Annotated in this window: 18 protein-coding genes and 1 pseudogene; 6 read left to right on the top strand and 13 right to left on the bottom strand. The window is 63.9% G+C overall.

Annotated elements, in window-relative coordinates; translation table 11 throughout:
- The first annotated feature begins 166 nt into the window (after nucleotides 1-166).
- Together GJW30_RS04190 and phbB are read left to right on the top strand one after the other, a co-directional pair.
- Nucleotides 167-1,342 (top strand): acetyl-CoA C-acetyltransferase, encoded by a 1,176-nt coding sequence (locus GJW30_RS04190; protein ID WP_096352028.1) that lies wholly within the window; start codon nucleotides 167-169, stop codon nucleotides 1,340-1,342.
- A gap of 230 nt (nucleotides 1,343-1,572) precedes the next feature.
- A complete protein-coding gene (gene phbB / locus GJW30_RS04185; RefSeq protein ID WP_096352026.1) occupies nucleotides 1,573-2,298 on the top strand; it encodes a beta-ketoacyl-ACP reductase in 726 nt (241 codons plus the stop codon).
- A gap of 183 nt (nucleotides 2,299-2,481) precedes the next feature.
- Here the strand turns inward: phbB and moaB are convergent, their stop codons facing one another.
- On the bottom strand, nucleotides 2,482-3,045 hold the full coding sequence (moaB, locus tag GJW30_RS04180) for a molybdenum cofactor biosynthesis protein B (protein WP_096352023.1): 564 nt from the start codon (nucleotides 3,043-3,045) through the stop codon (nucleotides 2,482-2,484).
- A gap of 6 nt (nucleotides 3,046-3,051) precedes the next feature.
- Entirely contained in the window at nucleotides 3,052-3,981 is a 930-nt protein-coding gene (gene ypfJ / locus GJW30_RS04175) for a KPN_02809 family neutral zinc metallopeptidase (protein WP_096352020.1), read from the bottom strand.
- A gap of 266 nt (nucleotides 3,982-4,247) precedes the next feature.
- On the opposite strand from ypfJ, the gene GJW30_RS04170 reads away from it, so the two are divergent.
- A complete protein-coding gene (locus tag GJW30_RS04170) occupies nucleotides 4,248-5,375 on the top strand; it encodes a site-specific DNA-methyltransferase (protein WP_096352018.1) in 1,128 nt (375 codons plus the stop codon).
- On the opposite strand, the gene GJW30_RS04165 is transcribed toward GJW30_RS04170, so the two are convergent.
- From GJW30_RS04165 to GJW30_RS04135, 7 genes are all read right to left on the bottom strand, one after another.
- Complete coding sequence (locus GJW30_RS04165) at nucleotides 5,372-6,397, bottom strand: sulfate/molybdate ABC transporter ATP-binding protein (protein WP_096352015.1); 1,026 nt, start codon at nucleotides 6,395-6,397, stop codon at nucleotides 5,372-5,374. The two genes, GJW30_RS04170 and GJW30_RS04165, sit on opposite strands and share 4 nt — an antisense overlap.
- A gap of 13 nt (nucleotides 6,398-6,410) precedes the next feature.
- On the bottom strand, nucleotides 6,411-7,262 hold the full coding sequence (gene cysW, locus GJW30_RS04160; protein WP_096352012.1) for a sulfate ABC transporter permease subunit CysW: 852 nt from the start codon (nucleotides 7,260-7,262) through the stop codon (nucleotides 6,411-6,413).
- The gene (gene cysT / locus GJW30_RS04155; RefSeq protein WP_096352009.1) at nucleotides 7,255-8,118 is read right to left on the bottom strand and encodes a sulfate ABC transporter permease subunit CysT; all 864 of its coding nucleotides are present in this window, start codon (nucleotides 8,116-8,118) and stop codon (nucleotides 7,255-7,257) included. Before cysT ends, cysW begins: the two co-directional genes overlap by 8 nt.
- A gap of 3 nt (nucleotides 8,119-8,121) precedes the next feature.
- Nucleotides 8,122-9,090 (bottom strand): sulfate ABC transporter substrate-binding protein, encoded by a 969-nt coding sequence (locus GJW30_RS04150; RefSeq protein ID WP_245408732.1) that lies wholly within the window; start codon nucleotides 9,088-9,090, stop codon nucleotides 8,122-8,124.
- 115 nt (nucleotides 9,091-9,205) lie between these two features.
- Nucleotides 9,206-10,498, bottom strand: coding sequence for a sulfate adenylyltransferase subunit 1 (locus GJW30_RS04145; protein WP_096352003.1), 1,293 nt, complete (start codon nucleotides 10,496-10,498; stop codon nucleotides 9,206-9,208).
- Nucleotides 10,498-11,439: a sulfate adenylyltransferase subunit CysD gene (gene cysD, locus GJW30_RS04140; protein WP_096352000.1), complete on the bottom strand. Its 942-nt coding sequence runs from the start codon at nucleotides 11,437-11,439 to the stop codon at nucleotides 10,498-10,500. The genes GJW30_RS04145 and cysD overlap by 1 nt, the downstream gene beginning before the upstream one ends.
- 2 nt (nucleotides 11,440-11,441) lie before the next feature.
- Nucleotides 11,442-12,197: a phosphoadenylyl-sulfate reductase gene (locus GJW30_RS04135; protein ID WP_096351997.1), complete on the bottom strand. Its 756-nt coding sequence runs from the start codon at nucleotides 12,195-12,197 to the stop codon at nucleotides 11,442-11,444.
- 466 nt (nucleotides 12,198-12,663) lie between these two features.
- Between GJW30_RS04135 and GJW30_RS04125 the strand changes: the two genes are divergently transcribed.
- The 3 genes and pseudogenes from GJW30_RS04125 to cysG all read left to right on the top strand — a co-directional run bounded on the left by GJW30_RS04125 (nucleotide 12,664) and on the right by cysG (nucleotide 17,579).
- Complete coding sequence (locus tag GJW30_RS04125; RefSeq protein ID WP_096351991.1) at nucleotides 12,664-14,412, top strand: diflavin oxidoreductase; 1,749 nt, start codon at nucleotides 12,664-12,666, stop codon at nucleotides 14,410-14,412.
- A 27-nt stretch (nucleotides 14,413-14,439) separates the two neighbouring features.
- A pseudogene (locus GJW30_RS04120) lies at nucleotides 14,440-16,164 on the top strand (NADPH-dependent assimilatory sulfite reductase hemoprotein subunit); the annotation flags it as partial.
- Entirely contained in the window at nucleotides 16,164-17,579 is a 1,416-nt protein-coding gene (gene cysG, locus GJW30_RS04115; protein ID WP_096351985.1) for a siroheme synthase CysG, read from the top strand. The pseudogene GJW30_RS04120 and the gene cysG, both read left to right, overlap by 1 nt.
- 181 nt (nucleotides 17,580-17,760) lie before the next feature.
- Here cysG and GJW30_RS04110 read toward each other — a convergent pair whose 3' ends face one another.
- The 4 genes from GJW30_RS04110 to GJW30_RS04095 form a co-directional block, all read right to left on the bottom strand.
- Entirely contained in the window at nucleotides 17,761-19,308 is a 1,548-nt protein-coding gene (locus GJW30_RS04110; RefSeq protein ID WP_096351982.1) for an acetolactate synthase large subunit, read from the bottom strand.
- A gap of 196 nt (nucleotides 19,309-19,504) precedes the next feature.
- Nucleotides 19,505-20,302, bottom strand: coding sequence for an enoyl-CoA hydratase/isomerase family protein (locus GJW30_RS04105; RefSeq protein WP_096351979.1), 798 nt, complete (start codon nucleotides 20,300-20,302; stop codon nucleotides 19,505-19,507).
- A gap of 125 nt (nucleotides 20,303-20,427) precedes the next feature.
- Nucleotides 20,428-22,476, bottom strand: coding sequence for an elongation factor G (locus tag GJW30_RS04100; protein ID WP_096351975.1), 2,049 nt, complete (start codon nucleotides 22,474-22,476; stop codon nucleotides 20,428-20,430).
- A 277-nt stretch (nucleotides 22,477-22,753) separates the two neighbouring features.
- Nucleotides 22,754-24,076, bottom strand: coding sequence for a glucose-6-phosphate isomerase (locus GJW30_RS04095; protein ID WP_096351973.1), 1,323 nt, complete (start codon nucleotides 24,074-24,076; stop codon nucleotides 22,754-22,756).
- Between the last annotated feature and the right edge of the window lie 81 nt (nucleotides 24,077-24,157).

Genomic DNA, 24,157 nt, shown 5'->3' with positions numbered 1-24,157 from the left:
GGCTGCGCATAGGAGCGCTTCGCGGCGCATCGATTGCGGCCTTGTCGCGCGTTGCCGATGTGATAACCAAGATGGCAGGGAACGACGCGCCCGCGAGAAGGCCGGCCCCGATCATCCAAGCAATCGCACGGTTCATGCGCCCATCGCTGGCGCCGAGGAGTTCACAATGAGAGACGACATCGTCATCGTAGGCGCGGCACGCACTCCGGTCGGCGCGTTCAACGGCGCATTCGCAACGCTGCCGGCGCATGAGCTCGGCAAGGTCGCGATCCAGGAGGCGATGAAGCGCGCCGGTGTCGAAGGCGGTCAGGTCTCCGAAGTCATCATGGGCCAGATCCTCACCGCCGGTCAGGGTCAGAACCCGGCGCGTCAGGCTTCGATTGCGGCCGGCATTCCGGTCGAGAGCCCGGCCTGGGGCGTCAACCAGCTGTGCGGCTCGGGCCTGCGCACCGTCGCGCTCGGCTATCAGGCGCTGCTCAACGGCGATTCCGATATCGTCGTCGCGGGCGGCCAGGAATCGATGAGCATGGCCCCGCACGCGCAGTATCTGCGTGGCGGCACCAAGATGGGCTCGCTCGAACTCGTCGACACGATGATCAAGGACGGCCTGTGGGACGCCTTCAACGGCTACCACATGGGCACGACCGCCGAGAACGTCGCGACCAAGTATCAGATCACCCGCAGCCAGCAGGACGAGTTCGCGACGGCGTCGCAGAACAAGGCCGAGGCCGCGCAGAAGGCCGGCAAGTTCAAGGACGAGATCGCTCCGGTCACGATCAAGGGCCGCAAGGGCGACATCGTCGTCGACACCGACGAATACCCGAAGGCCGGCGTCACGGTCGACGGCATCGCGAAGCTCCGCCCGGCCTTCTCGAAGGACGGTACGGTGACGGCCGCCAACGCATCAGGCATCAACGACGGCGCCGCGGCGCTCGTTCTCATGCGCGCCAGCGATGCCGCAAAGCAAGGCAAGAAAGTTTTGGCCCGCATCGTCTCGTGGGCGCAGGCCGGCGTCGATCCGTCGATCATGGGCACGGGTCCGATCCCGTCGTCGCGCGCCGCGCTGAAGAAAGCCGGCTGGAAGATCGAAGATCTCGACCTCGTCGAAGCCAACGAGGCTTTCGCTGCGCAAGCTTGCGCCGTGAACAAGGACCTCGGCTGGGATCCCGCGAAGGTCAACGTCAATGGCGGCGCGATCGCGATCGGTCACCCGATCGGCGCCTCAGGTGCTCGCGTTCTCGTCACGCTGCTTCACGAGATGGAAAAGCGCGACGCGAAGAAGGGTCTCGCCACGCTGTGCATCGGCGGCGGCATGGGTATCGCGCTCTGCGTCGAGCGCTAAACACGTCTATTGTTTCCGAAGAGCCGGGCAGCGTTCGCGCTGTCCGGCTTTTTGTTTTTTTGCAGTGCCGCGAACACGCGTGCGCAAAGCGCTTTGCGTGCGGCGCGAACTGAAATAGACACATATGTTTTTGTCATCGGGTGCTTGCGGCGTCCGGGTATTTTTGTTCACACTTGGCCTAAGGACCATCGGCAGCCAGCCCCAATAGGTCCTGATTAGGGAGATTGATTATGTCACGCGTTGCAGTTGTCACCGGCGGAACACGCGGCATCGGTGCCGCCATTTCAAAGGCCCTGAAAGACAAGGGCTACAAAGTCGCAGCAAGCTACGCGGGCAACGACGAAGCGGCGCAGAAATTCAAGTCCGAGACCGGCGTGAACGTCTACAAGTGGGACGTCGGCAATTACGAAGCATGCGCGGCCGGCATCAAGCAGGTCGAGGCCGATCTCGGCCCGGTCGAGATCCTGGTCAACAATGCCGGCATCACGCGCGACGCGATGTTCCACAAGATGACGCCGCAGATGTGGAAGGAAGTCATCGACACCAATCTCACCGGCCTCTTCAACATGACGCATCCGGTTTGGAACGGCATGCGCGACCGCAAGTTCGGGCGCATCGTCAACATCTCGTCGATCAACGGCCAGAAGGGCCAAGCCGGCCAGGCGAACTATTCGGCCGCGAAGGCGGGCGATATCGGCTTCACCAAAGCGCTCGCGCAGGAAGGCGCCCGCGCCGGCATCACGGTGAATGTTATCGCGCCGGGTTACATCGGCACCGAGATGGTGCGCGCGATCGATCCGAAAGTTTTAGCGGAGCGCATCGTGCCGCAGATTCCGGTCGGCCGCCTCGGCGAGCCGGAAGAAATCGCACGCGCCGTCGTGTTTCTCGCGTCGGATGACGCGGGCTTCATCACGGGCTCGACGCTGTCGGCAAACGGCGGACAGTATTTCTCGTAAGTTGCAGCGGACCTGAACGACGCGCTCGCGGGCTGTCCTTGCGGGCGCGTTTTCTTTTGCGGAGCCCTCTCGGCCTCATCCTGAGGAGCATCGCGCAGCGATGCGTCTCGAAGGACGAGGCCGCCCATCCTTCGAGACGCCGCTTCGCGGCTCCTCAGGATGAGGGCGGAGTAAGTTTCTCAATCAGGCCGTCGCGCCTTTTGCTTTCGGGCGGCGCAGATGTTCGTCGAGGCGCGGCATCAACTCGACGAAGTTGCAAGGCCGATAACGATAATCGAGCTGGTGGACGAGGATCTCGTCCCACGCATCGCGGCATGCGCCGGGCGAACCCGGCACGCAGAAGATGAAGGTCGAATTCGCAACGCCCGCGGTCGCGCGCGACTGGATCGTCGACGAGCCGATCTTGGCGTGGCTGATCATGTGAAACGCGATCGAGAAACCATCCATCCGCTTTTCGAACAGCGGCTCAACGGCTTCCGGCGTAACATCGCGGCCCGTGAAACCGGTGCCGCCGGTCGAGATCACGATATCGATCTTCGGGTCGTCGATGAAGCGGCGCATCACGCTGCGAATCGCTTCGACATCGTCGTGAACGATGTCGCGCGCGGCGACAGCGTGACCTGCTTTCTCGATCCGCTCCGCAAGGGTCGCGCCCGATTTGTCGTCCGCCGCGACGCGCGTGTCCGATACGGTGAGTACCGCGATCTTGAGCGGAACGAAATTACGCGTCTCGTCGATGCCGGGCATCAGGCCTCAGACGTCATCCGTCTTGAATGTGTTGCAGGCCGCAATCGAGCCGCTCTTGAAGCCGGTCGAGAACCAGCGCTGACGCTGCGCGGACGAACCATGCGTGAAGCTTTCCGGCACGACAGTGCCCTGGCTCTGCTTCTGCAAACGATCGTCGCCGATCGCCGCGGCCGTACGGAGTGCCGCCGCGATGTCGTTGTCGTCGATCGTGCGCCACTTCTGATTCGAGTGATACGCCCAGACGCCGGCGAAGCAATCGGCCTGCAGTTCGACACGCACCTGCATACGGTTTGCCTGCGTCTTGTCCATGCCGCGCTGCATGTTCTGCACTTGCGGCAGGATGCCGAGGATGAACTGCACGTGGTGACCGACTTCGTGCGCGATTACGTAAGCCTGCGCGAAGCGGCAGGCGCGGCTGCCGGTTTCACAGCCACGGAAGCGGACTTCGAGATCGCGGAAGAAGGACGTATCGAGATAGATCGATTTGTCGTTCGGGCAGTAGAACGGGCCCATCGCGGACTGTGCGCGTCCGCAGGCGGACGGCATTTGTCCCGAGAAGATGCGCAGCTTCGGCTCTTCGTAGCGTTTGCCGGCCTTCTCGAAGAGGATCTTCCACTGATCCTCGGTGTCACCGAGCACGGCGCGGACGAAACGGCCCTGCTCGTCGGTCGGCGTCTGGCCGCGCGGCAACTGCCGGGTGCGCGAGGCTTCCTGCTGGTATTGGCTCTGTCCGCCGGTGAGAACTTCGGCGCCCGAGATCAGAATGCGCGGGTCGATGCCGAGCGCCCAGCCGAGAAGACCGAGCACCAGAACGCCGCCGATGCCGAGACCGCCGGGACCGCCCGGAATGATGCCGCCGCCTGGGCTACCGCCGCTGGTGTCCTGGCCGCGATAGTCTTCGACATTGTCGCTCTGCCGGAAATCTTCCCAGCGCATCGTCCCAACTCCCCGCTTGCACCGCACTCATAACGGGCGCGGACAGCAAAATCCACAACGGCGGTTCCGTACCGTGCGCCGCGACTGTGAGGGCGCATTGCGGCGGCGCCGCGGCAGCAGCTTAACCCTTGATTTACCATAAAGTTTCCTTCCGAAAATTTGCTCGAATTTAAGTCGATCTTTACCTGAGGCGGGCAATCTCGCTCGTGTCGGGGCCTGGTATCGCGTACCCGACGTTCGCGTCCCCTCTTTGTTGAGTATTGCGTATGGGTGTGTCGCGTCGTGGGGCGTCCAGTCGGGCGCCCCGAACGATTCTTGAGGCCGAGTCTGCGGGCCAGATCATCAATGGCGATTGCATCGCCGAGATGTCCCGTTTGCCGGCCGGTTCGGTCGATCTCGTGTTCGCGGATCCGCCGTACAACCTTCAGCTCAAGGGCGATCTGAAGCGCCCCGACGATTCGGCCGTCGATGCGGTCGACGATGCGTGGGACCAATTCGCCAGCTTCGAGCACTACGACGCCTTCACGCGCGCCTGGCTGCTCGCCGCGCGCCGCGCGATGAAGCCGTCCGCCACCCTCTGGGTGATCGGCTCGTATCACAACATCTTCCGCGTCGGCACGATCCTGCAGGATCTCGGCTTCTGGATTCTCAACGACATCGTGTGGCGCAAGACCAACCCGATGCCGAACTTCCGCGGCCGCCGCTTCACCAACGCGCACGAGACCATGATCTGGGCCGCGCGCGACCCGAATGCGAAGAAATACACGTTCAACTATGAAGCGCTGAAAGCCGCCAACGAAGACGTGCAGGCGCGGTCGGACTGGGTCATCCCGCTCTGCACCGGCGACGAGCGCCTCAAGGGCGACGACGGCAAGAAAGTTCATCCGACGCAGAAGCCCGAGCAACTGCTCGCGCGCGTTCTGCTCTCCTCATCGCGTCCTGGCGATACGGTGCTCGATCCGTTCTTCGGCTCAGGCACGACCGGTGCGATGGCGAAAAAGCTTGGCCGTAATTTCATCGGCATCGAGCGCGACAAGACCTACGCGGAAGCCGCACGTCAGCGGATCGCGGCGATCGAGCCGCTGCCGGAAGCAACGCTGGCGACTTTTGTCACCGCGCGCGAAGCCCCGCGTGTTCCGTTCTCGGCGTTGATCGAGCGCGGCCTCGTCTCGGCCGGTGCTCAGCTCACGGACTCGAAACGCCGCCACATCGCACTGGTGCGCGCGGACGGTGCGATCTCGATCGGTCAGCAAGTCGGCTCGATCCATCGCCTCGGCGCTGCGGCGCAAGGCTTGGAAGCCTGTAATGGCTGGACCTTCTGGCATGTCGACGAAGGCGCCAAAGGCCTGACGCCGATCGATGCTTTGCGTGCGAAGATCCGCGCCGAGCTTTAACCCGCGAAAACCCGCCCGCTATCGATGATGATGCCGACGCGCGTGCCGTCGGCCGGCGCGTGCTGCGATTCGATATCGATCAACTCGCCGTTGGCTTCGGCGGTGACGACGTAGTGCCGTCCGGCGCGCCGCGTCGCGTGCACGGTGCCGTCGAGATGGCCCTCACCCGGCGCGGCCAACCGCAGCTGCCACGGCCGCGAATAGAGCGCGATCTTCTCCGAGTCCGGAACCTTCGCGCCGACATCGACGGTCTTCTCGCCGACGAACACGCGGCCCGACGACGACCGTGCATCGAATTTCGCGGCGTCGCCGACGAAGCTCATGACGAACGGCGATGCCGCGTTGTCCTGAATCTCGTCCGGCGTACCGACTTGTTCGATCCTGCCTTGGTTGAGGATGGCGACGCGATCGGCGAGCTCCAGCGCTTCGTCCTGATCGTGCGTGACGAAGATCGTCGTCTGATTGGTCTTGTGGTGGATCTCGCGCAGCCAGCGGCGCAAATCCTTACGCACACGTGCGTCGAGCGCGCCGAACGGTTCGTCGAGCAGCAGCACACGCGGCTCGACCGCGAGCGCGCGGGCGAGGGCGACACGCTGGCGCTGACCGCCAGAGAGCTGCGCCGGGAAACGCTTCTGCAAGCCGCCGAGCTGCACGAGGTCGAGCAGATCGTCGACACGCTTCTTGATCTCGGCGCTGCCGGGGCGGCGATGGCGCGGGCGCGCGCGCAGGCCGTAAGCGATGTTGTCGGCGACCGAGAGGTGGCGGAACAGCGCGTAATGTTGAAAGACGAATCCGACCTGGCGCTGCTGCACGCTGAGGCGGGTCGCGTCCTGGCCGCCGAAGAAGATCTTGCCGCGCTCGGCAATCTCCAGCCCGGCAATCACACGCAACAGCGTCGTCTTGCCCGAGCCGGACGGCCCGAGCAGCGCCATCAACTCGCCGGAGCGAACGTCCAGCCCGACATCGCGCAACGCGGCCGTGTCGCCGAATTCCTTGACGATGCCGGTGACGCGAATGTCCAAGTCGACCCCATGATCAATGCGCGCCTCGTCCCGCGATAGCGTCGCCGTATCGCCACTCGAGGACGGATTTGGCCGCGAGGGTGACGATGGCCAGGAAGGCAAGGAGCGAGGCGACCGCAAAGGCAGCGACGAAGTTATACTCATTGTAGAGAATCTCCACATGAAGCGGCATTGTATTTGTCAAACCGCGGATGTGCCCTGACACCACCGCGACGGCACCGAATTCGCCCATCGCGCGCGCGTTACAGAGCAGGACGCCGTACAACAACGCCCAACGGATGTTCGGCAGCGTGACGGTGAGGAATGTGCGAAGGCCCGAAGCGCCGAGCGTGAGCGCGGCTTCTTCATCGCTTCGGCCTTGCTCCTGCATCAGCGGAATGAGTTCGCGCGCGACGAACGGGAAGGTCACGAACACGGTCGCGAGAACAATGCCGGGCAGGGCGAAGATGATCTGCAGATTGTGCGAGTTCAGCCACGGGCCGAGCAGACCTTGCGCACCGAACAGCAATACGAAGACGAGGCCGGAGACCACGGGCGAGACCGAGAAGGGCAGGTCGATCAACGTGATCAAGAGGCTCTTACCGGGGAAGTCGAATTTTGCGATCGCCCACGAGGCCGCAATGCCGAAGACGACGTTGAGTGGCACCGCGATCGCCGCGACCGTGAGTGTGAGTTTGATCGCTTCGATCGCGTCGGGCTCGACGAGCGACTCGAAATAGATCGCGGCGCCTTTGCGGAACGCTTCGACGAAAACGGCCGCGAGCGGCAGCAGCAAGAACAGCGCGAGGAATGCGACCGCGATCGCGATCAAAACGATGCGGACAATCAGCGTTTCTGACGTGACCCGCGATGTACGATCAGACATGACCGAACCTCCGCCGGCTGTAGGCTTGCAGGAGGTTGATAGCCAGCAGCGTGACGAATGAGATCGCCAGCATGATGGTCGCGATGGCCGTCGCGCCCGTGTAGTTGAACTCTTCGAGCTTCACGATGATCAGCAGCGGCGCGATCTCGGAGATATACGGCTTGTTGCCGGCGATGAAGATGACCGAGCCGTATTCGCCGACCGCGCGGCCGAAGGCGAGCGCGAATCCAGTAAGCATGGCGGGAATCAGCGGCGGCAGCAGCACGGTGAAGATCGCGCGCGTGCGGCTGGCGCCGAGCGTTGCGGCAGCTTCTTCGAGCTCGCGATCGATATCGGCGATCAGCGGCTCGACGGTGCGGACCGCGAAGGGCAGGCCGACGAACACCAGCGCAATGAAAATACCGAGTGGCGTGAAGGCGATCGGGAAATTGAACAGGCTTCCGATCCAGCCGTTCGGCGCATAGAGCGCGGCGAGCGCGATACCGGCGACGGCCGTCGGCAGCGCGAAGGGAAGATCGATCGCGGCGTCGAGCAGTTTGCGGCCCGGAAATCGATAGCGAACCATCACCCAGGCGATCAGCAGTCCGAAAATCGTGTCGACTGCAGCGGCCGCAAACGAAAGCCCGAAGGAAACTTTGAGTGCGGCGGCGACGCGTTCGTCGGTCGCGATATTGATGAGCCCGGAGAAGCCGATCGAGGACGCGCGCAGCACGAGCGCGGCGAGCGGGATAATGACGATCAGCCCGAGGTAGAACAGCGTGTAGCCGAGCGCGAGGCCGAACCCCGGCAGAGCCGAGGGACGGCGCAAGCGCAAGGCGCGTCGTGGCGCAGCGATGCTGGTTGCCGCGACGCTCATCGTTTAGCGATTCTTCTTCAGAATCGCATCGAACACGCCGCCATCCGCGAAGTGCTTCGCCTGAGCCTTTTCCCAACCGCCGAAGACGCTATCGATCGTGAACAGCTCGATCTTCGGCAGCCGGTCAATATCCGCTTTCGCGGCATGCTCCGGATGCTGCGGGCGATAGAAGTGCTTCGCGATGATCGCCTGTGCGTCCGGCGTATAGAGGAAGTCGAGATACGCCTGCGCAGCTTTGCGCGTGCCCTTCTGATCGACGTTGGCGTCGACGAGCGCAACCGGGGGCTCGGCCAGAATCGACGTCGGCGGCACGACGATGTCGAATTTGTCCTCGCCGAATTCCTTCTGGATCAAAAACGCCTCGTTCTCCCACGAGATCGCGACGTCGCCGATGCCGCGCTGCGCGAAGGTCGTCGTCGAGCCGCGCGCGCCGGTGTCGAGAACCGGCACGTTCTTGAAGAGAGCGGCGACGAAAGCCTCCGCCTTCGCTTCGTCTTTCGTCTTGTCGAGCGCGTAGCCCCAAGCCGCCAGATAATTCCAGCGCGCGCCGCCTGAGGTTTTCGGATTCGGCGTGATCACCTGGATGCCGGGCTTCACGAGATCGTCCCAGTCCTTGATGCCTTTCGGATTTCCCTTGCGCACGACAAAGACGATCGTCGACGTATAGGGCGACGAATTCTTCGGCAGACGCTTCTGCCAATCGGCCGGAAGCTTCTTCGTCAATTTGGCGATTTCATCGATGTCGGCGGCAAGCGCGAGCGTCACCACGTCGGCCGGAAGGCCATCGATCACCGAGCGCGCCTGACGGCCGGAGCCGCCGTGCGATGCGCGGATCGTCACCGTCTCGCCGGTCTGCTTCTTCCATTGCGCCGCAAAAGCTTCGTTGAGATCGCGATAGAGTTCGCGCGTCGGGTCGTAGCTGACGTTGAGCAACTGCGTCTGCCCGAAGGCGACGGTCGCGATCAGCAGCATGCAGGCGGCGGCGATCACGCTCGGCAACAATTTCGCGGCGGCTTCGCGCACACGCTCGATTGCGGGCACACTTAGGGCGATAGCAGTCTTCATCGAACGACTCCTTGCGTAAAATTCAGACGTTTTGAATCAGCGCCATGCCCACGGTGTCGTGGGTTGCAGGATCGATCAGGATCAAACTGCCGGTGTCGCGATTGTTCTTATAAGCGTCGAAAGCGATTGACCGGTCGAACGCCAGGCGCACATCGCCGATCGCGTTCCGCTCCAGCACTGTAGCAGGATTTGCCGTCAACGTTTCAAGGTCGATCGTGCTCACGATGTCCTCGACGATGGCGGCTCCCGATACCGTGCCGACCTTAACGTTGAGGCGTGCGCCGGGTTCCAGCGCGGTCTCGGCGACCCAAAAGACGCGCGCCGTCAATGTCTCGGCGACGCGCGGCGCGTTGGCGGGATCACTCAGAATATCGCCGCGCGAAATGTCGAATTCGTCGACGACGCTCAGCGTGATCGACTGTCCGCGCTCGGCGCGCGGGAGATCGCCGTCGAAAGTCGAGATGCGAGTGACAACACTGCGCCCGCCGGACGGCAGAATACCGACCGTATCGCCGACCGCGATGCTGCCCGCCGCAACCATGCCGGCGTACCCGCGCGCACCGTCCTTGTGACGGACAACACGCTGCACCGGCAGACGAAACGCGGCGTCGAGCGATGCTTCGACCGCGACATTCTCGAGGAAATGCATGAGGGTCGGTCCTTCGTACCAAGACGCTGCAACGGCGGGCGCAACAACGTTGTCGCCGTTCAGCGCGGAAAGCGGGATGCCTTGAATCTCGGCAAAGCCGAGCGGTTCGGCGAATGCGCGATAGTCTTCCATCAGCTTCGCGTAGGCCGTCTCCGACCAGCCAATGAGATCCATCTTGTTGATCGCGAGCACGATGCGGCGCACGCCAAGCAGCGAGACGAGCAGGCTATGGCGGCGCGTCTGCCGCGTTAGGCCTTTGCGTGCATCGACGAGCAGCACGGCGAGTTCGGCGGTCGACGCCGCGGTCGCCATGTTGCGCGTGTATTGTTCGTGGCCCGGGGTGTCGGCGACGATGAACGAACGCTTCTCGGTCGAGAAGAAGCGATACGCGACATCGATCGTGATGCCCTGCTCGCGCTCGGCCGCAAGTCCATCGACGAGCAGCGAATAGTCGACGCCTTCCTGCGCGGATCCACTGCGCTTGGAGTCACGTTTAAGCGTGATGAGCTGATCGTCGAGTAGCTGATGGCTATCGTGCAGCAAGCGGCCGATCAGCGTCGACTTACCGTCGTCGACCGAACCGCAGGTGATGAAGCGCAGCACGTCCTTCTGCGCATGCGCAGCGAAGATGGCGTCGGCTTTCTGAGCGAGAGCAGGTGCGGACATCAGAAGTATCCTTCCTGCTTCTTGCGCTCCATCGAGCCAGACCCATCGTGATCGATAGCGCGGCCGTGACGTTCCGAAGTGCGGCTGAGTAGCGTTTCGGCAATCACCTCCGGTAACGTCGTGGCTTCGCTCTCGACCGCTCCGGTGAGTGGGTAGCAGCCGAGCGTGCGGAAACGGACCGTGCGCTCGACCGGCTTCTCGCCAGAGCGCAGCGGCAAACGCTCGTCATCGACGACGATGAGCAAACCATCACGCTCGACGACCGGGCGGGGCTTCGCAAAATACAACGGCACCAGCGGGATCTTCTCGCGCGCGAGATACAGCCACACGTCGAGTTCGGTCCAGTTCGACAGCGGGAACACGCGGAAGCTTTCGCCATGCCGCTTGCGCAGATTGTAGACGCGCCACGGCTCCGGCCGTTGGCGCTTCGGGTCCCAGCGGTGATGCGCATTGCGCAGCGAGATGATGCGCTCCTTCGCGCGCGACTTCTCTTCGTCGCGGCGCGCGCCGCCGATCGCGGCATCGAAGCGATGCTTGTCGAGCGCCTGACGCAGCGCCTGCGTCTTCATCACGTCGGTGTAGTGTTCCGAGCCGTGCGTGATCGGATTAATGCCTTCCGCGACGCCGTCCTGATTGGTGTGCACCAGCAGATCGAGACCGAGATCGCGCGCCTGCTGATCGCGGAACGAGATCATCTCGCGGAACTTCCACGTCGTATCGATGTGCAAAAGCGGGAACGGAATCGGCTCCGGATAAAACGCCTTGCGCGCCAAATGCAGCAGCACGGACGAATCTTTGCCGATCGAATACAGGAGAACCGGGTTACGGCACTCGGCCGCGATCTCGCGGAAAATATGGATGCTCTCCGCCTCGAGATGATCGAGGTGGGTGCGCCGGGCTTCCGTTTGAGCCGCGGCCTCGTCAATTTTTGTTGCCGTCATAATCATACGCTTTCCTTCACCCGCGACACGTCCTGCCGCGTGTGCAAACCGCACTCTTTCTTGCCGTCGTTTTCCCACCACCAGCGCCCAGCCCGCTCGTCTTCGCCAAGACGCACGGCGCGGGTACAGGGCGCGCAGCCGATCGACGGGAAGCCGCGATCGTGCAGCGCGTTGTAGGGAATCTCGTTGTAGGCGACGTAGGCCGCGACTTCGTCGCGCGTCTTGTCCGCCAGTGGATTGATCTTGATCAGGCCCTGTGCCGCATCGAATGCTGCGAACGGCGTCGCGGCGCGGTAGGCCGACTGATCGCCGCGCAGACCCGTTACCCAACCGGCGGCGCCGGCCAGCGCCCGAGCGAGCGGCTCGACCTTACGCACGCCGCAGCAGCGCGTCCTTGCCTCGCGTGATTGGCGGAAGCCGTTGATGCCGTCCGCGGCGACCAGCGCTTCGAGGGCGTCGGTCTTCGGCGCCAGAACGTCGATATGGCGGCGGTAGCGCTCCTCGGTCGCCGCCCAGACGTCATGGGTCTCGGGGAACAGGCGGCCGGTATCGAGCGTGACGATATCGATTGCGACATCCGCCTCGGCGATCGCGTGGGTGATCACCTGGTCCTCGATGCCGAAGCTGGTCGTGAACACGATCCGGCCCTCGACGGCGTCGCGTGCCGCGCGGAGGCGCTCAGGCAAGCTCAGGGGCCGCAGGAGAGAATCGATGTGCTCGGCCAATGCGCCGGCTTGGGATGGGACTATGGGACTCATAACGGACGTCAAAGCTTTTAGAGTTCGACCAAAGATTGTTCGTCAAAACGAACGACGTCAAGGCTGTATTGCGGCGCAACACCCTGTTGGAGCAACCCAAAAGGCACTCGAAAGGTCCTCAAAAAGAATATCGTTTGCCGATAGGCGACACTGACGACGGGATTATTGGCCGAGCCGGGAGCCTCGGAGACAGAAGCTTGCGGCAAGATTTTTTTGCAACGGGCAAAATTTTCTTTCCGGGAATGCGGGAATTCGTGCTCGTTTGACGGGAAATGCCGGATATATCAGTCAGCAGACTCCCGACGCCGACCGTAGTGGCGAACGGCTCTCCGGACGCGGCGATCCGGCTCAAGGGAAATCCTTTTCTCGTAAAGCTGCCGCGAGCGCATAAAACCATCGCCTTCTCGCGTTCTTCATAAAGAACATTTTCGTTGACTTGGAGCGGGTCCAGACAGACATTCCGGGCATGCCAAATGCCGAGCTGCTGCCGCAAACTGCGCCCTTCGAACTCGAACATCGCGAGCAGCTAGATCGCGTGCTCGGGGCTGCAACGCCGCTGCAGCGCGCCTGGCTCTCCGGCTTCCTCGCCGGCCTCGACCGCGCCGCCAATCCGCCAACGGCGGAGGTTGCGGCCCCGCAGAAGGCCGTGCCGCTCACCATTCTGTTCGCGAGCGAATCCGGGAATTCCGAAGCGCTGGCGCATGGCGCCGCGAAGCTCGCCAAGAAATCCGGCTTCAAGCCGCGCGTGATCGATTTCGCCGACCTCGATATCGCGACGCTCGCGAAAGAGAGCGCGTTGCTGGTCATTGCGGCGACCTGGGGCGAGGGCGAGCCGCCGGCCCGCGCCGTCCGCGCCTATAACGAACTCATGAGCGACGCGGCGCCGAAGCTTGCCGGCACGCGCTTCTCGGTGCTCTCGCTCGGCGACAGCGCCTATGTGGAGTTCTGCGGCATCGGCAAAGCCCTCGATGCGCGTCTCGAAGCGCTCGGCGGCCAGCGCGTTGCCGACCGTGTCGATTGCGATCTCGACTTCGACAAGCCGGCCGCCGATTGGACGCGCGCGGTGCTCACAGCGCTTGCGCCGGAGCAGAAGGAAGCGACCAACGTCGTCGCGGTGGATTTCGGACGCGGCGGCGGCGAAGTCAGCCGCGAGCCGGTCTCCGCCGAGGTGATCGAGCACGTCAATCTCAATTCGTCGCGCTCCGCGAAGGAAACCGTCCACCTCGCGTTGCAGTTTGATGGACCAGCGCCGGCTTACGAGCCGGGCGACTCGCTGGAAGTCTTTGCGCCGAACGATACCGCTGTCGTCACCGCCGTGCTGGTTGCGGCCGGTCTCGAGGGGGACGAGGCTCTAGCGAAGACACTGCACGAAGAGCGCGATATCACCACGCTGTCGCTCCCGACGCTCGACAAATACGCGGCCGCGACCGGCAATGCGGACCTCCGAAAGCTGATCGATGCGGGCGAGGCAAAAGCCTGGATCGTCGATCGCCAGCTCGTCGACCTCATCGAGGCCTTCCCGGCGAAGATCGACGCCGCACAGCTGATCGCGCTGACGCGGCCGCTGCCGCCGCGCGCTTATTCGATCGCGTCATCGCGCCGCGAGTTCGAAGAAGAAGCGCATCTCCTCGTATCGGCCGTCCGCTACGAAACGCACGGCCGCACGCGCACCGGCGTCGCTTCGACGCATATCGCGGATCGCCTCAAGGTCGGCGGCTCGCTGCGCGTCCGCGTTAAGCCAAACAAGCATTTCCGTCTTCCGCAGCTGGCGACCGATATCATTATGGTCGGGCCGGGCACCGGCGTCGCGCCATTCCGCGCCTTTGTGCAGGAGCGCCGCGCGACGAATGCCAGCGGCCGTAACTGGCTGTTCTTCGGCGATCGCCAGTTCACGCACGATTTCCTCTACCAGCTCGAATGGCAGGATGCGCTCGGCGAAGGCGCCCTCAATCGCATCGATCTCGCCTTCTCGCGCGACACGCCCGAAAAAGTCTACGTGCAACACCGCATCTTCGAGCAGCGCAAGGATCTCGTCGCCTGGCTCGATAGCGGCGCGCATTTCTATGTCTGCGGCGACGCCAAAGCGATGGCGAAGGATGTGCGCGCTGCGCTCGTCAACGCATATGCCGACGTGAAGGGGCTCGCGGCAGACGCCGCCGAAGCCGCCGTCACCACGCTGGAGCGCGAGAAGCGCTACCTGCAAGACGTTTACTGATCTCGGTCAATCGCAATGAAAAAAGACCTCGCACGTAACGAGTATATCAAGGACGCCAGCCGCTATCTGCGCGGCACGCTCGCCGAAGGCGTCGCCGACGGCGTGACCGGTGCGATCTCGGAAGACGATCAACAGCTCGTCAAATTCCACGGCATGTATATGCAGGACGATCGCGACCTGCGCGCCGAACGCACCAAAAAGAAGCTCGAGAAGGCCTTCTCGTTCATGATCCGCCTGCGTATTCCGGGCGGCGTGGTGACGCCGGCGCAGTGGCTGCAGCTCGACAATATTGCGCGCACCTATGCGAACGGCACGCTGCGGCTGACGACGCGGCAGACGTTCCAGTATCACGGCGTCATCAAGCAAAACCTCAAGACGACGATGAAGGCGATCGACGCCTCGTTGCTCGACACCATTGCGGCTTGCGGCGACGTCAACCGCAACGTCCTGGCGGCGACCAATCCGCGCCACACGACGGCGCATGCGGCGGCGCATAAGCTCGCGACCGATCTCTCGTCGCATCTGCTGCCGAAAACCGGCGCGTATCGCGAGATTTGGCTCGACGGCGAAAAGATCGCGGGTGGCGAAGAGGCGGAGAACGAGCCGGTTTACGGCAAGCACTACCTGCCGCGTAAGTTCAAGACCGTCGTCGCAGTGCCGCCCGACAACGACGTCGACATCTACGCGCACGACCTCGGCTTCATCGCGATCCTCGACAAGAAGGGCGCGATCGAAGGCTGGAACGTCACGATCGGCGGCGGCATGGGCATGACGCACGGCGAGCCGGACACTTATCCGCGCACCGCTGATGTGCTCGGCTTCTGCGCGCCGGAAGATGCCATCAAGGTCGGCGAGGCGGTGCTTACCGTGCAGCGCGACTGGGGTGATCGCACCAACCGCAAACACGCGAGGCTGAAATATACGGTCGAAGATCGCGGGCTCGACGCGTATCGCGCCGAGGTCGAGACGCGCATCGGCAAAAAGCTCGGCGCGCCGAGACCGTTCGCGTTCGACGCCAACTACGATCGCTACGGCTGGACCGAGGGCGACAACGGCCGCCATCATCTCACGCTGTTCGTCGAGAACGGCCGCGTGCGCGATATTCCGGATGGCCCACAGCTGCTCGCGGGTCTGCGCAAGATCGCCGAAGTGCATGATGGCGAATTCCGCTGCACGGCGAACCAGAACGTCGTCATCGCGAATGTCTGCAGCGAAGACCGCGCCAAGATCGATGCGCTGGTCGCCGCATACAAACTCACCGCTCACACCGGAGCGCTGCGCCGCAACGCGATGGCCTGCGTCTCGCTGCCAACTTGCGGCCTCGGGCTTGCGGAGAGCGAGCGCTATCTGCCGACGCTCGTCACCGCGCTCGAAGAGCGGCTCGCCATCCACGGGCTTGCCGAAGACGAAATCACGATCCGCATGACGGGCTGCCCAAACGGCTGCGCGCGCCCCTACATCGCGGAGATCGGCCTCGTCGGAAAGCGGCCCGAGCAATACAACCTCTACCTCGGCGGCGATTTCGCCGGCAAGCGATTGTCGAAGCTCTATGCCGAAGACGTCACGCATGACGGCATCATTGCGGCGCTCGATCCGCTGTTCGCGGCCTATGCAAAGAAACGCAAGAAGGGCGAGCGTTTCGGCAACTTCCTGATCCGCGGCAAGTATGTCGCGAAGACCAGCAACGGTGCGGACTTCCACAAGAATACCGGGCCCGGTCCCGCCGCGCAGTCTCTCGCCGGAGCCGCGTGATGAACCAATATGTCGCCCCGCAGGAGACACGGCCGGCGCGCCTCGCGACGCTGCCGAAACTGCCGATTTTCATGGACCTGATCGGCAAGCGCGTACTGATCGCGGGCGGCAGCGACATGGTCGCGTGGAAGGCCGAGTTGTTCTCGGCCGCCGGCGCGATCGTCCAAGTCTATGCCGACGAGATCTGCCACGAGTTGTCGTCGCTGATCGACTCGGGCCGCGAGATCTATTGGACGCCGCGCCGCTGGCGCGCCGGCGATTTCGATCATGTCTGGCTCGCCATCACCGAGGGTGGCGATGATCGCGACGAGTTCTGCGCTTCGGCGCGGAGCCGGGGCGTGCTGGTCAATGTCATCGACCAACCGGACGCCTGCGATTTTCAGTTCGGCACCATCGTCAATCGCGCGCCCGTCGTCATCGGTATTTCGACCGACGGGGCCGCGCCGATCCTCGGGCAAGCGATCCGCCGTAAGATCGAAGCTGTCTTGCCGAAGGGCCTCGGTGCTTGGACGGCGGCCGCGAAGCAATTTCGCAAGCGCTTGAAGGACATTGTGCCGGAGCGTGCGGGGCGCCGCCGCTTCTGGGAGGCCTTCGTCAACGTGACGTTCGTATCACAAGCGGATGAAGACGCTCGGCTCGAGAAGCTGGAAGATATCGCGCGCGGCATCGCTAACGATGACGCGCCGGCGCAAGTCGGCGAGGTCATCATCGTCGGCGCAGGTCCGGGCGATCCGGAGCTTTTGACGATGCGCGCCGTGCGCGAGCTGCAGGCGGCCGACGTCATCGTCTACGATCGTCTCGTCTCGGTCGATGCACTGGAGCTTGGCCGCCGCGAGGCACGCCGCATCCTGGTCGGCAAGAAAGGTCACGGCGCCACCGTCTCGCAATCCGACATCAACGCGCTGTTGGTGAAGCTCGCGAAGGACGGCCACCGCGTCGTGCGCCTCAAGGGTGGCGACCCGGCCGTGTTCGGGCGGACGAGCGAAGAGCTTTCGGCCTTGCGCGCCGAGAAGATCCCAGCCCGCGTCATTCCGGGCGTCACAACGGCGAGCGCGGCGGCGGCTTCGCTCGGCATTTCGCTGACGCAGCGGCAGATCGCGCAGCGCGTGCAGTTCGTCACCGGGCATGACTCAAACGGCGGACTGCCGCCGGACCTCGACATCGCGGCGCTCGCGGACCCGCGCGCGACCACGGTCGTTTATATGGGCGCCAAGACGCTTTCGATTTTGTCGCAGCGTTTGCTGGAGCAGGGCGCTGCAGCGGAGACGCCGGTCGCCATCGGGCGCGGTGTCACGCATCGCGGCGAAGCTTGGGATTTCTCGACGGTTGGTGCGCTTGCGGCGAGCGCGCCGCGCGGCAGCGATCAGCCGACGATCGTGATCGTCGGCGGCGTGGTGAATGAGGCGGCGGCTTAGCTGAGCAGCGCGTCACCCACCATCCCTCCCCGGGTCCCGCAGGGACCAGACGGGGAGGGTGTCCGCCGCAGGCGGACGGGTGGGGTAATCTCGCGCGCCGACGAACGCCACCCCCACCCCCGCGCGTTGCGCGGACCCTCCCCCTTCGGGGGAGGGATGGAGTTTGCGGCTAAGCCGCGACTTAATCGATCATCGCTTCGATCAGATACGGGCCCGGCGTCGAAAGCCCGTGCGCTACCGCCTTATTGAAGCTCTCCATATCGGTCACGCGCTCGCCCGGCACACCCATGCCGCGCGCGAGATCGACGAAGTTCAAATCCGGACGGCTGAGGTCGAGCATGTCGAGCGCTTTGCGGCCGACATTCTGCGCGCCGACATTGACGAGTTCGCCGAGCAGGATCGCGTATTTGCGATTGGCGAAGATCACGGTCGTGACGTTGAGCTGTTCGCGCGCCTGCGTCCACAGCGCCTGGATCGTGTACATTGCGGAGCCGTCGCCCTCGAGATTGAGCACCGGACGGTCCGGGCACGCGACAGCGGCGCCGGTCGCCAGCGGCATGCCGATGCCGATCGAGCCGCCCATATTCTGCAGCCACACGTGCGGATGCGCGCTCTGCGTCATCGGGAAAAAGCCGCGGCCGGTCGAGACGCCTTCGTCGACGACGATCGCGTTTTCGGGGATCAGGGCACCGATCGACGGCGCCAGCGTCGCAGCGCCGATTTTGCCGGTGCCGGCTTTCGGCGGCGCATACTGGTTGTTGGTGATTGGCGTCTTCGTCGCGCCGAGTTCGTCGGCGAGCCATTCGAGCGCGTGCACGATATCTTCCTCAAGCTCGGCGAGCTTGGTGAACTCTGTATCCTTCGGGGACAGCAAGCTCGGCTTGTTCGGGTAGGCAAAGAAGCCGACTGGAACGCGGCTGCCCGCGAGGACGATGTGCTTGAGGCCCTTCAGCGTCTCTACCGCCTGATCGACCGGATACGGAATGCGCTCAATCGCGATCGAGCCGGCGCCGCGATCCATGCGCGCGTTGAAGGTCTGCGCCATGAAACGGCAGCCCGTCTTCGCCGCGATGCGCGCGGCAAGTTCAAGCCCGTGAACTTTCAGCGCCGCTCCCGCGAGTAGCAGCAACGCGGGCTCACCCGAAGTCAGCGCTTTCGCACTCGCGCGCACAGCTTCCTCGCTGACGCGCTTGCGCGTCGGGATTTCGGGAATCTTTGCAGGACCCGAGCCTTCGTCCCATGCGGTGTCACCGGGAAGGATCAGCGTCGCGACCTGCCCAGGGGCGTTCTGCGCGGCCGCGACGGCGGCAGCACCATCTTCCGCAACGCGCTTCGCATTCGGCGATGTGCGCACCCAACCTGAGAACGGCTTTGCGGCCGTCTCGATGTCCGAAGTCAATGGCGCATCGTAGTCGCGATGATAGGTCGCGTGATCGCCGACGATGTTGACCATCGGCGTCGACGCTTTCTTCGCGTTGTGCAGGTTGGCGAGACCATTCGCCAAACCGGGACCGAGATGGAGCAGCGTTGAAGCTGGCTTCTCCGCCATGCGCGCGTAGCCGTCAGCCGCGCCGGTCGCGACGCCTTCGAACAGCGTCAGGATGCAGCGCATGCCTTCGACGCGATCGAGCGCCGCGACGAAGTGCATTTCGGATGTGCCCGGATTGGTGAAGCTGACATTGACGCCGCCGTCCACCAGCGTGCGCACAAGGCTTTCGGCGCCGTTCATTGTCTCGGTCATCGATCTTTCCAAACTGCGCCGCCTATGCTGCGGCTCGGTTCCAGCGTCCCCTCTCCCGCTTGCGGGAGAGGGACAGGGTGAGGGCAATCAACAAGCGCGGTGTTTGTGACTTCCCCTCACCCGGCTCGCGTTGCTCGCCACCCTCTCCCGTAAACGGGAGAGGGCTTAAGAGCGCATCTCACTTTCAGCGGCCGACGAAATTCGGCACGCGGCGTTCGGCGACAGCCTTCACGCCTTCCTTGAAGTCGGCGGTCTCGCGCAGCTTGTCCTGCTCGGCGAGTTCGTGATCGGTCGTCTTGGCGACCGCGTCGGCCAGACCCTGACGCATCGTCGCGCGCGTCGACAGCGTGCCGAGCGGCGAGTTCTCGGCGATCTCGGCGGCGAGCTTCAGCGCTTCCTTGCGCACGTCGGCGAGCGGGACCAGCACATCGACAAGGCCCATGCGCTGCGCCTCTTCGCCGGTGAAGCGGCGCGACGTGTAGAACATCAGCGCGGCATTCTGATGACCGACCACGCGCGGCAGCGTTGTCGTCAGGCCGAAGCCCGGATGGAAACCGAGGCGTGTGAAGTTGGCGCAGAAGCGCGCTTCCGGCGCCGCGACGCGGAAATCCGGCACCACGGCGAGGCCGAGGCCGCCGCCGACCGCCGCACCCTGGATCGCGCCGACCATCGGCTTCTTCAGGCGATAAAGTCGCACGGCTTCTTGGTACAGGTTGCCGACGATGCCTTGCGGCAGATTGCCTTCAAGCTGTCCGCTGTTGTTCAGCGCGCGGCCGTCGCCGAAATCGGCGCCGGCGCAGAAGACCTTGCCCTGCGCGGCCAGCACGGTCGCGCGGATGTTCGGATCGGCATCGAACGCATCGAAGGCGGAGCCGATCTCGCGAATGAGGACGACGTCGAAGAAATTCAGCGGCGGCTTGCGGATTTCGACGAGGCCGACATGGCCGTGGGTCTCGACGCCGATCGATGTGTAAGCGGTCATTTTTGTTGTTTGCTCCCTGTCGTTGGCAAATTTCTTAGCGGCTGCGTTCGCGCTTCACAACACGCGCGGAGACACCGGATGGCCGCTATGCGGCTTCCGGTGCCAAACTTCCGCGTGAAGGAAACTTACGCGGCGGTTTTGCGCGCCGCGACGATTTGATCCGCCGGGCGTCCCGACAGCTCAGCCATGTGGTCGAAGGATGTCTCGTAAGTCGCAACGCCCGCCGTCGCCGAGCGCAGTTCGACGATGAGGTCGCCGATCTCGGCTTCCGGCATCATCGCCTGCACGGTATCCCACCCGGGCCAGCCCTCGCGGCTGTCGAAGCCGAGCAATTGGCCGCGCCGCGAGGAGACGATCGCATTGACCTTCGCCTGCGCATCGGACGGACAATGGATCTCGACGCGGTGGATGGGTTCGAGCAGCACCGGCTGACACTGCGGCAAGGCATCGACAACACCGATGCGCCCGGCGGTGCGGAACGCCATGTCGGACGAATCGACCGTGTGATACGAGCCGTCGATCAACGCGACCGCAACATCGACCACCGGGAAGCCGAGTGGCCCGTGTTTGAGGCCGTCGATCACGCCTTCCTCGACCGATGGGATGTAGTTGCGCGGCACGACGCCGCCGGTGATGCGCTCCGAGAAGGCGAACCCGGCGCCGCGCGGCTGCGGCTGAATTTCCAGCACGACATCGCCGAACTGGCCGTGGCCACCCGATTGCTTCTTGTGGCGGCCGCGCTGCGTCGCGCCTTTGCGAATCGTCTCGCGATAGCCGACGGTCGGCGGCCGTGTGCCGATTGAAACGCCGAAGCGCTGCGCGAGCCGCTCGGTCGCGACGCGCAGATGCATCTCGCCTTGGCCGTAAAGGATCACCTCGTGCGTTTCCGGGTTGTGCACGATCGAGAGCGACGGGTCTTCCTCCTGCAGCTTCTGCAAGGCCTGGCCGAGCTTCACGTCGTCCTTGCGATCCTTCGCATAGGCCGCGATCGACAGCACGGGCTGATGCGCGACGCCGGCGTCGAGCGCGGCCGGCGCCTGCTTGCCGGCGGAGAGCGTTTCACCCGTATGCGCATAGTCGAGCTTGCCGAAACCGACGGTCTCGCCGATCTGCGCGGGGCCGCGCTTCTCTCCGGTCTGGCCTGAAAGTTTGAACACACCGGAGACGCGGCCGGCCTCGCGCTCGGGTGAGAGTAGCGTCGAGCCATCGCCGATCTGACCCGAGAGCACGCGCGCGACCGAGAGCTTGCCGCCATGCGCCGTATGCAGCGTCTTGATGACGAAAGCGGTCGGATCACCGTCCGCCGCAACGCCGAGGCGCTTCGCTGTTTCCGCCGCGCCCGGAATGTCGTGGCGCAGGGCTTTGAGCAAACGCTGGACACCGTTGGTCCGCGTCGCGACGCCGATCATGACGGGGCAGATCAAACCGTCGGCGAATTCCTTGGTGAGATCGTCGAAGACTTTGTCGCGCGGCGGCGGAATGTCCTCGAGCAACTGCTCCATCAGTTCGTCGTCATGATCCGCAAGCTTTTCGAGCATCGAGAAGCGCGCTTCCTTCTCGCGGTCGAGATTCTCGCCCTTGAGATCGACGACTTCGGATGGTGCGTGCTCCTTGTAAACATGCGCGCGTTCGAGCGCGAGATCGACGAAGCCGGTTACGATCTCGCCGGACCAAATCGGAATCTGCCGCAGCACGAGCGGCACCTGCGACGCCGGCTGCAATACGGTGAGCGTCTCGCGGACGCGCTTGTCAGCTTTATCGATCTTGTTGAGGAACAGGATGCGCGGAATCTTGAGGTCTTCGAGCTCGCGCAGAATGAGTTGCAGCTGCGGGACTTTGCGCTCGTCCGCTTCGCAGACGACGACCGCGGCGTCGCACACGCGCAGCGCGTTGCGCATATCGTGCAGGAACTCGACCGAGCCCGGGCAATCGATGAAAGTGTAGTCGTCGCCGAGATAATTTGTCGTTGCGAAAGAGAGCTCGACGCTCATCTTGTGATGCCGCGCTTCCGCGCTCGCATCGCCGACCGTGGTGCCGGCCTCAACTGTTCCCTGACGTGTTATCGCGCCAGTGCGCGCCAAAATCGCTTCAAGAAGTGTGGTTTTGCCGCTCTGGAACGGGCCCACCAGCGCAATACACCGGGGACCCTTCGGACTCGTGCCGCCATTGGCCATGGTTGCCTCCCGTTCCGTTTTTCACGCAACGGGCGAAACGCTCTCGGCGAAACGCCCGATGCGTCTGACGGGGCGGTGGCCCCGCCTTGGAGCAACATGGTCTCAGGCTACGGCGAAGCTGGCAAGGCGAAAGAGGAGAAATCTCGCTCAGCCTCTCGATACGTCATGGCCCTGGTGCCCTTTGGGGCAGCCTCATGCGGGCCATCCACGTCTTTGCCGCAGAATGAAAAAAGTAAGACGTGGATGGCCCGGACAAGCTGGGCCATGACGGAATTCTCTATTTGCCGTTGAGGTACTGCTTCGCGAGAATTTTACCCTCTTCGACCGCCGGCTGATCAAACGCATCGACGCCGATCAGATGCGCCGCGATGATCGTCTCCAGCATGTAATGCATCAGCAATTCGCCGAGCGACTTTTCGTCGAGCGTCGGAATGTGGATCGTGCGCACCGGGCAGCCGTTCTTCGCCAGTGTTTCCGCCGTCGCGCGGCCTTGCGCCGCAACAAGATCGCCGATCGTCTTGCCGGCGAAATCCGGCTCACCGGCGAGTGCCGACAGTTTCGCGTCCATCACCGGGCCCCTGCCGGCCGGCGATGTCGTGATCACGGTGAAGAGTTTGTCGCGCGGGCCGCCGATAAAGAGCTGCAACTGACTGTGCTGATCGACAGGGCCGTTACAGCCGAGCGGCGTCGTGCCCTTGCCGTCCTTGCCGAGGCTCTCGGCCCAGAGCTGGACGTACCAGCGTGTCATGCGCTCCAGCCGGTCCGTGTAAGGCATGACGACCGAGACCGTCTTGCCGCGGCTTTCCGCGAGCGCCACCGCGAGCGATGCGCCGAGCGCGGACGAAACGTCTTTCGCGGATTTGCCGGCGAGCACCGGCGCGAGCGCCTGGCCCGCGCCCTGGCGGATCGCCGCGATATCGAGGCCGAGCACCGCCGCCGGGATCAGGCCGACATTGGTCAGCGCAGAGAAGCGGCCGCCGACGCCGGTGTCGTGGTCGAGGATCTCGACGTCGTACTTCGACAAGAGATCACGCAGGCCGTTGCGATTGCCGGGTTTGTTCGGCTCGGTCAGGCCGACCATGACTTTTGAGATCGTGTCGCCGAGACCGGCTTTTTCGAGCGCGGTCAGCACCGCGATCGTCTGCATCAAAGTCTCGCCGGTGCCGCCCGACTTCGAGATCGCGACGAAGCGCGAGGTCTTCAGCGGCAAGCGATCGAGCAACGAGCCGAAGGTGATCGGGTCGAGATTGTCCATGAAGTGTAGTTGCGGACCGCTCCGCAGGCTGCCGGCTCCTGCAACCGCGTGATCGGCAAGCTGCGCCAGCGTCTGGCCGCCGAGGCTCGAACCGCCGGTGCCGAGCAGAACCACATCGGTCGCGCCGTCGCGCAGTTTGTCGGCTGCCTTCTTGATCGACGCTAAATCGCTCGTCTGCGCCGGCAGCTGAAGCAGCGCCAAGCCCTTGTCGGCATGTCGCTCGCGCAGCCATTTGAGCCCACCTTCGGCGCGCTCCAGCATGGCGTTCAGGGTCGCGGGTGCAACACCTTCACGCCCGACGCGCTCTTCGCGCGCGCTTTCGATCGATTGGATGATTGACGACATGATGGGAGCTCCGAGGACGGATATTTAGGCAGGCAAAACGTATGCCGAGGAGCCCGGCATACTCAACGTTGTTTACGGAAA

Origin of the sequence: Variibacter gotjawalensis (assembly GCF_002355335.1) — a bacterium.
Lineage (GTDB): Bacteria > Pseudomonadota > Alphaproteobacteria > Rhizobiales > Xanthobacteraceae > Variibacter > Variibacter gotjawalensis.
Note: the sequence above shows the minus strand (reverse complement) of the source record. Positions and strands in the feature narration are given on the sequence as shown.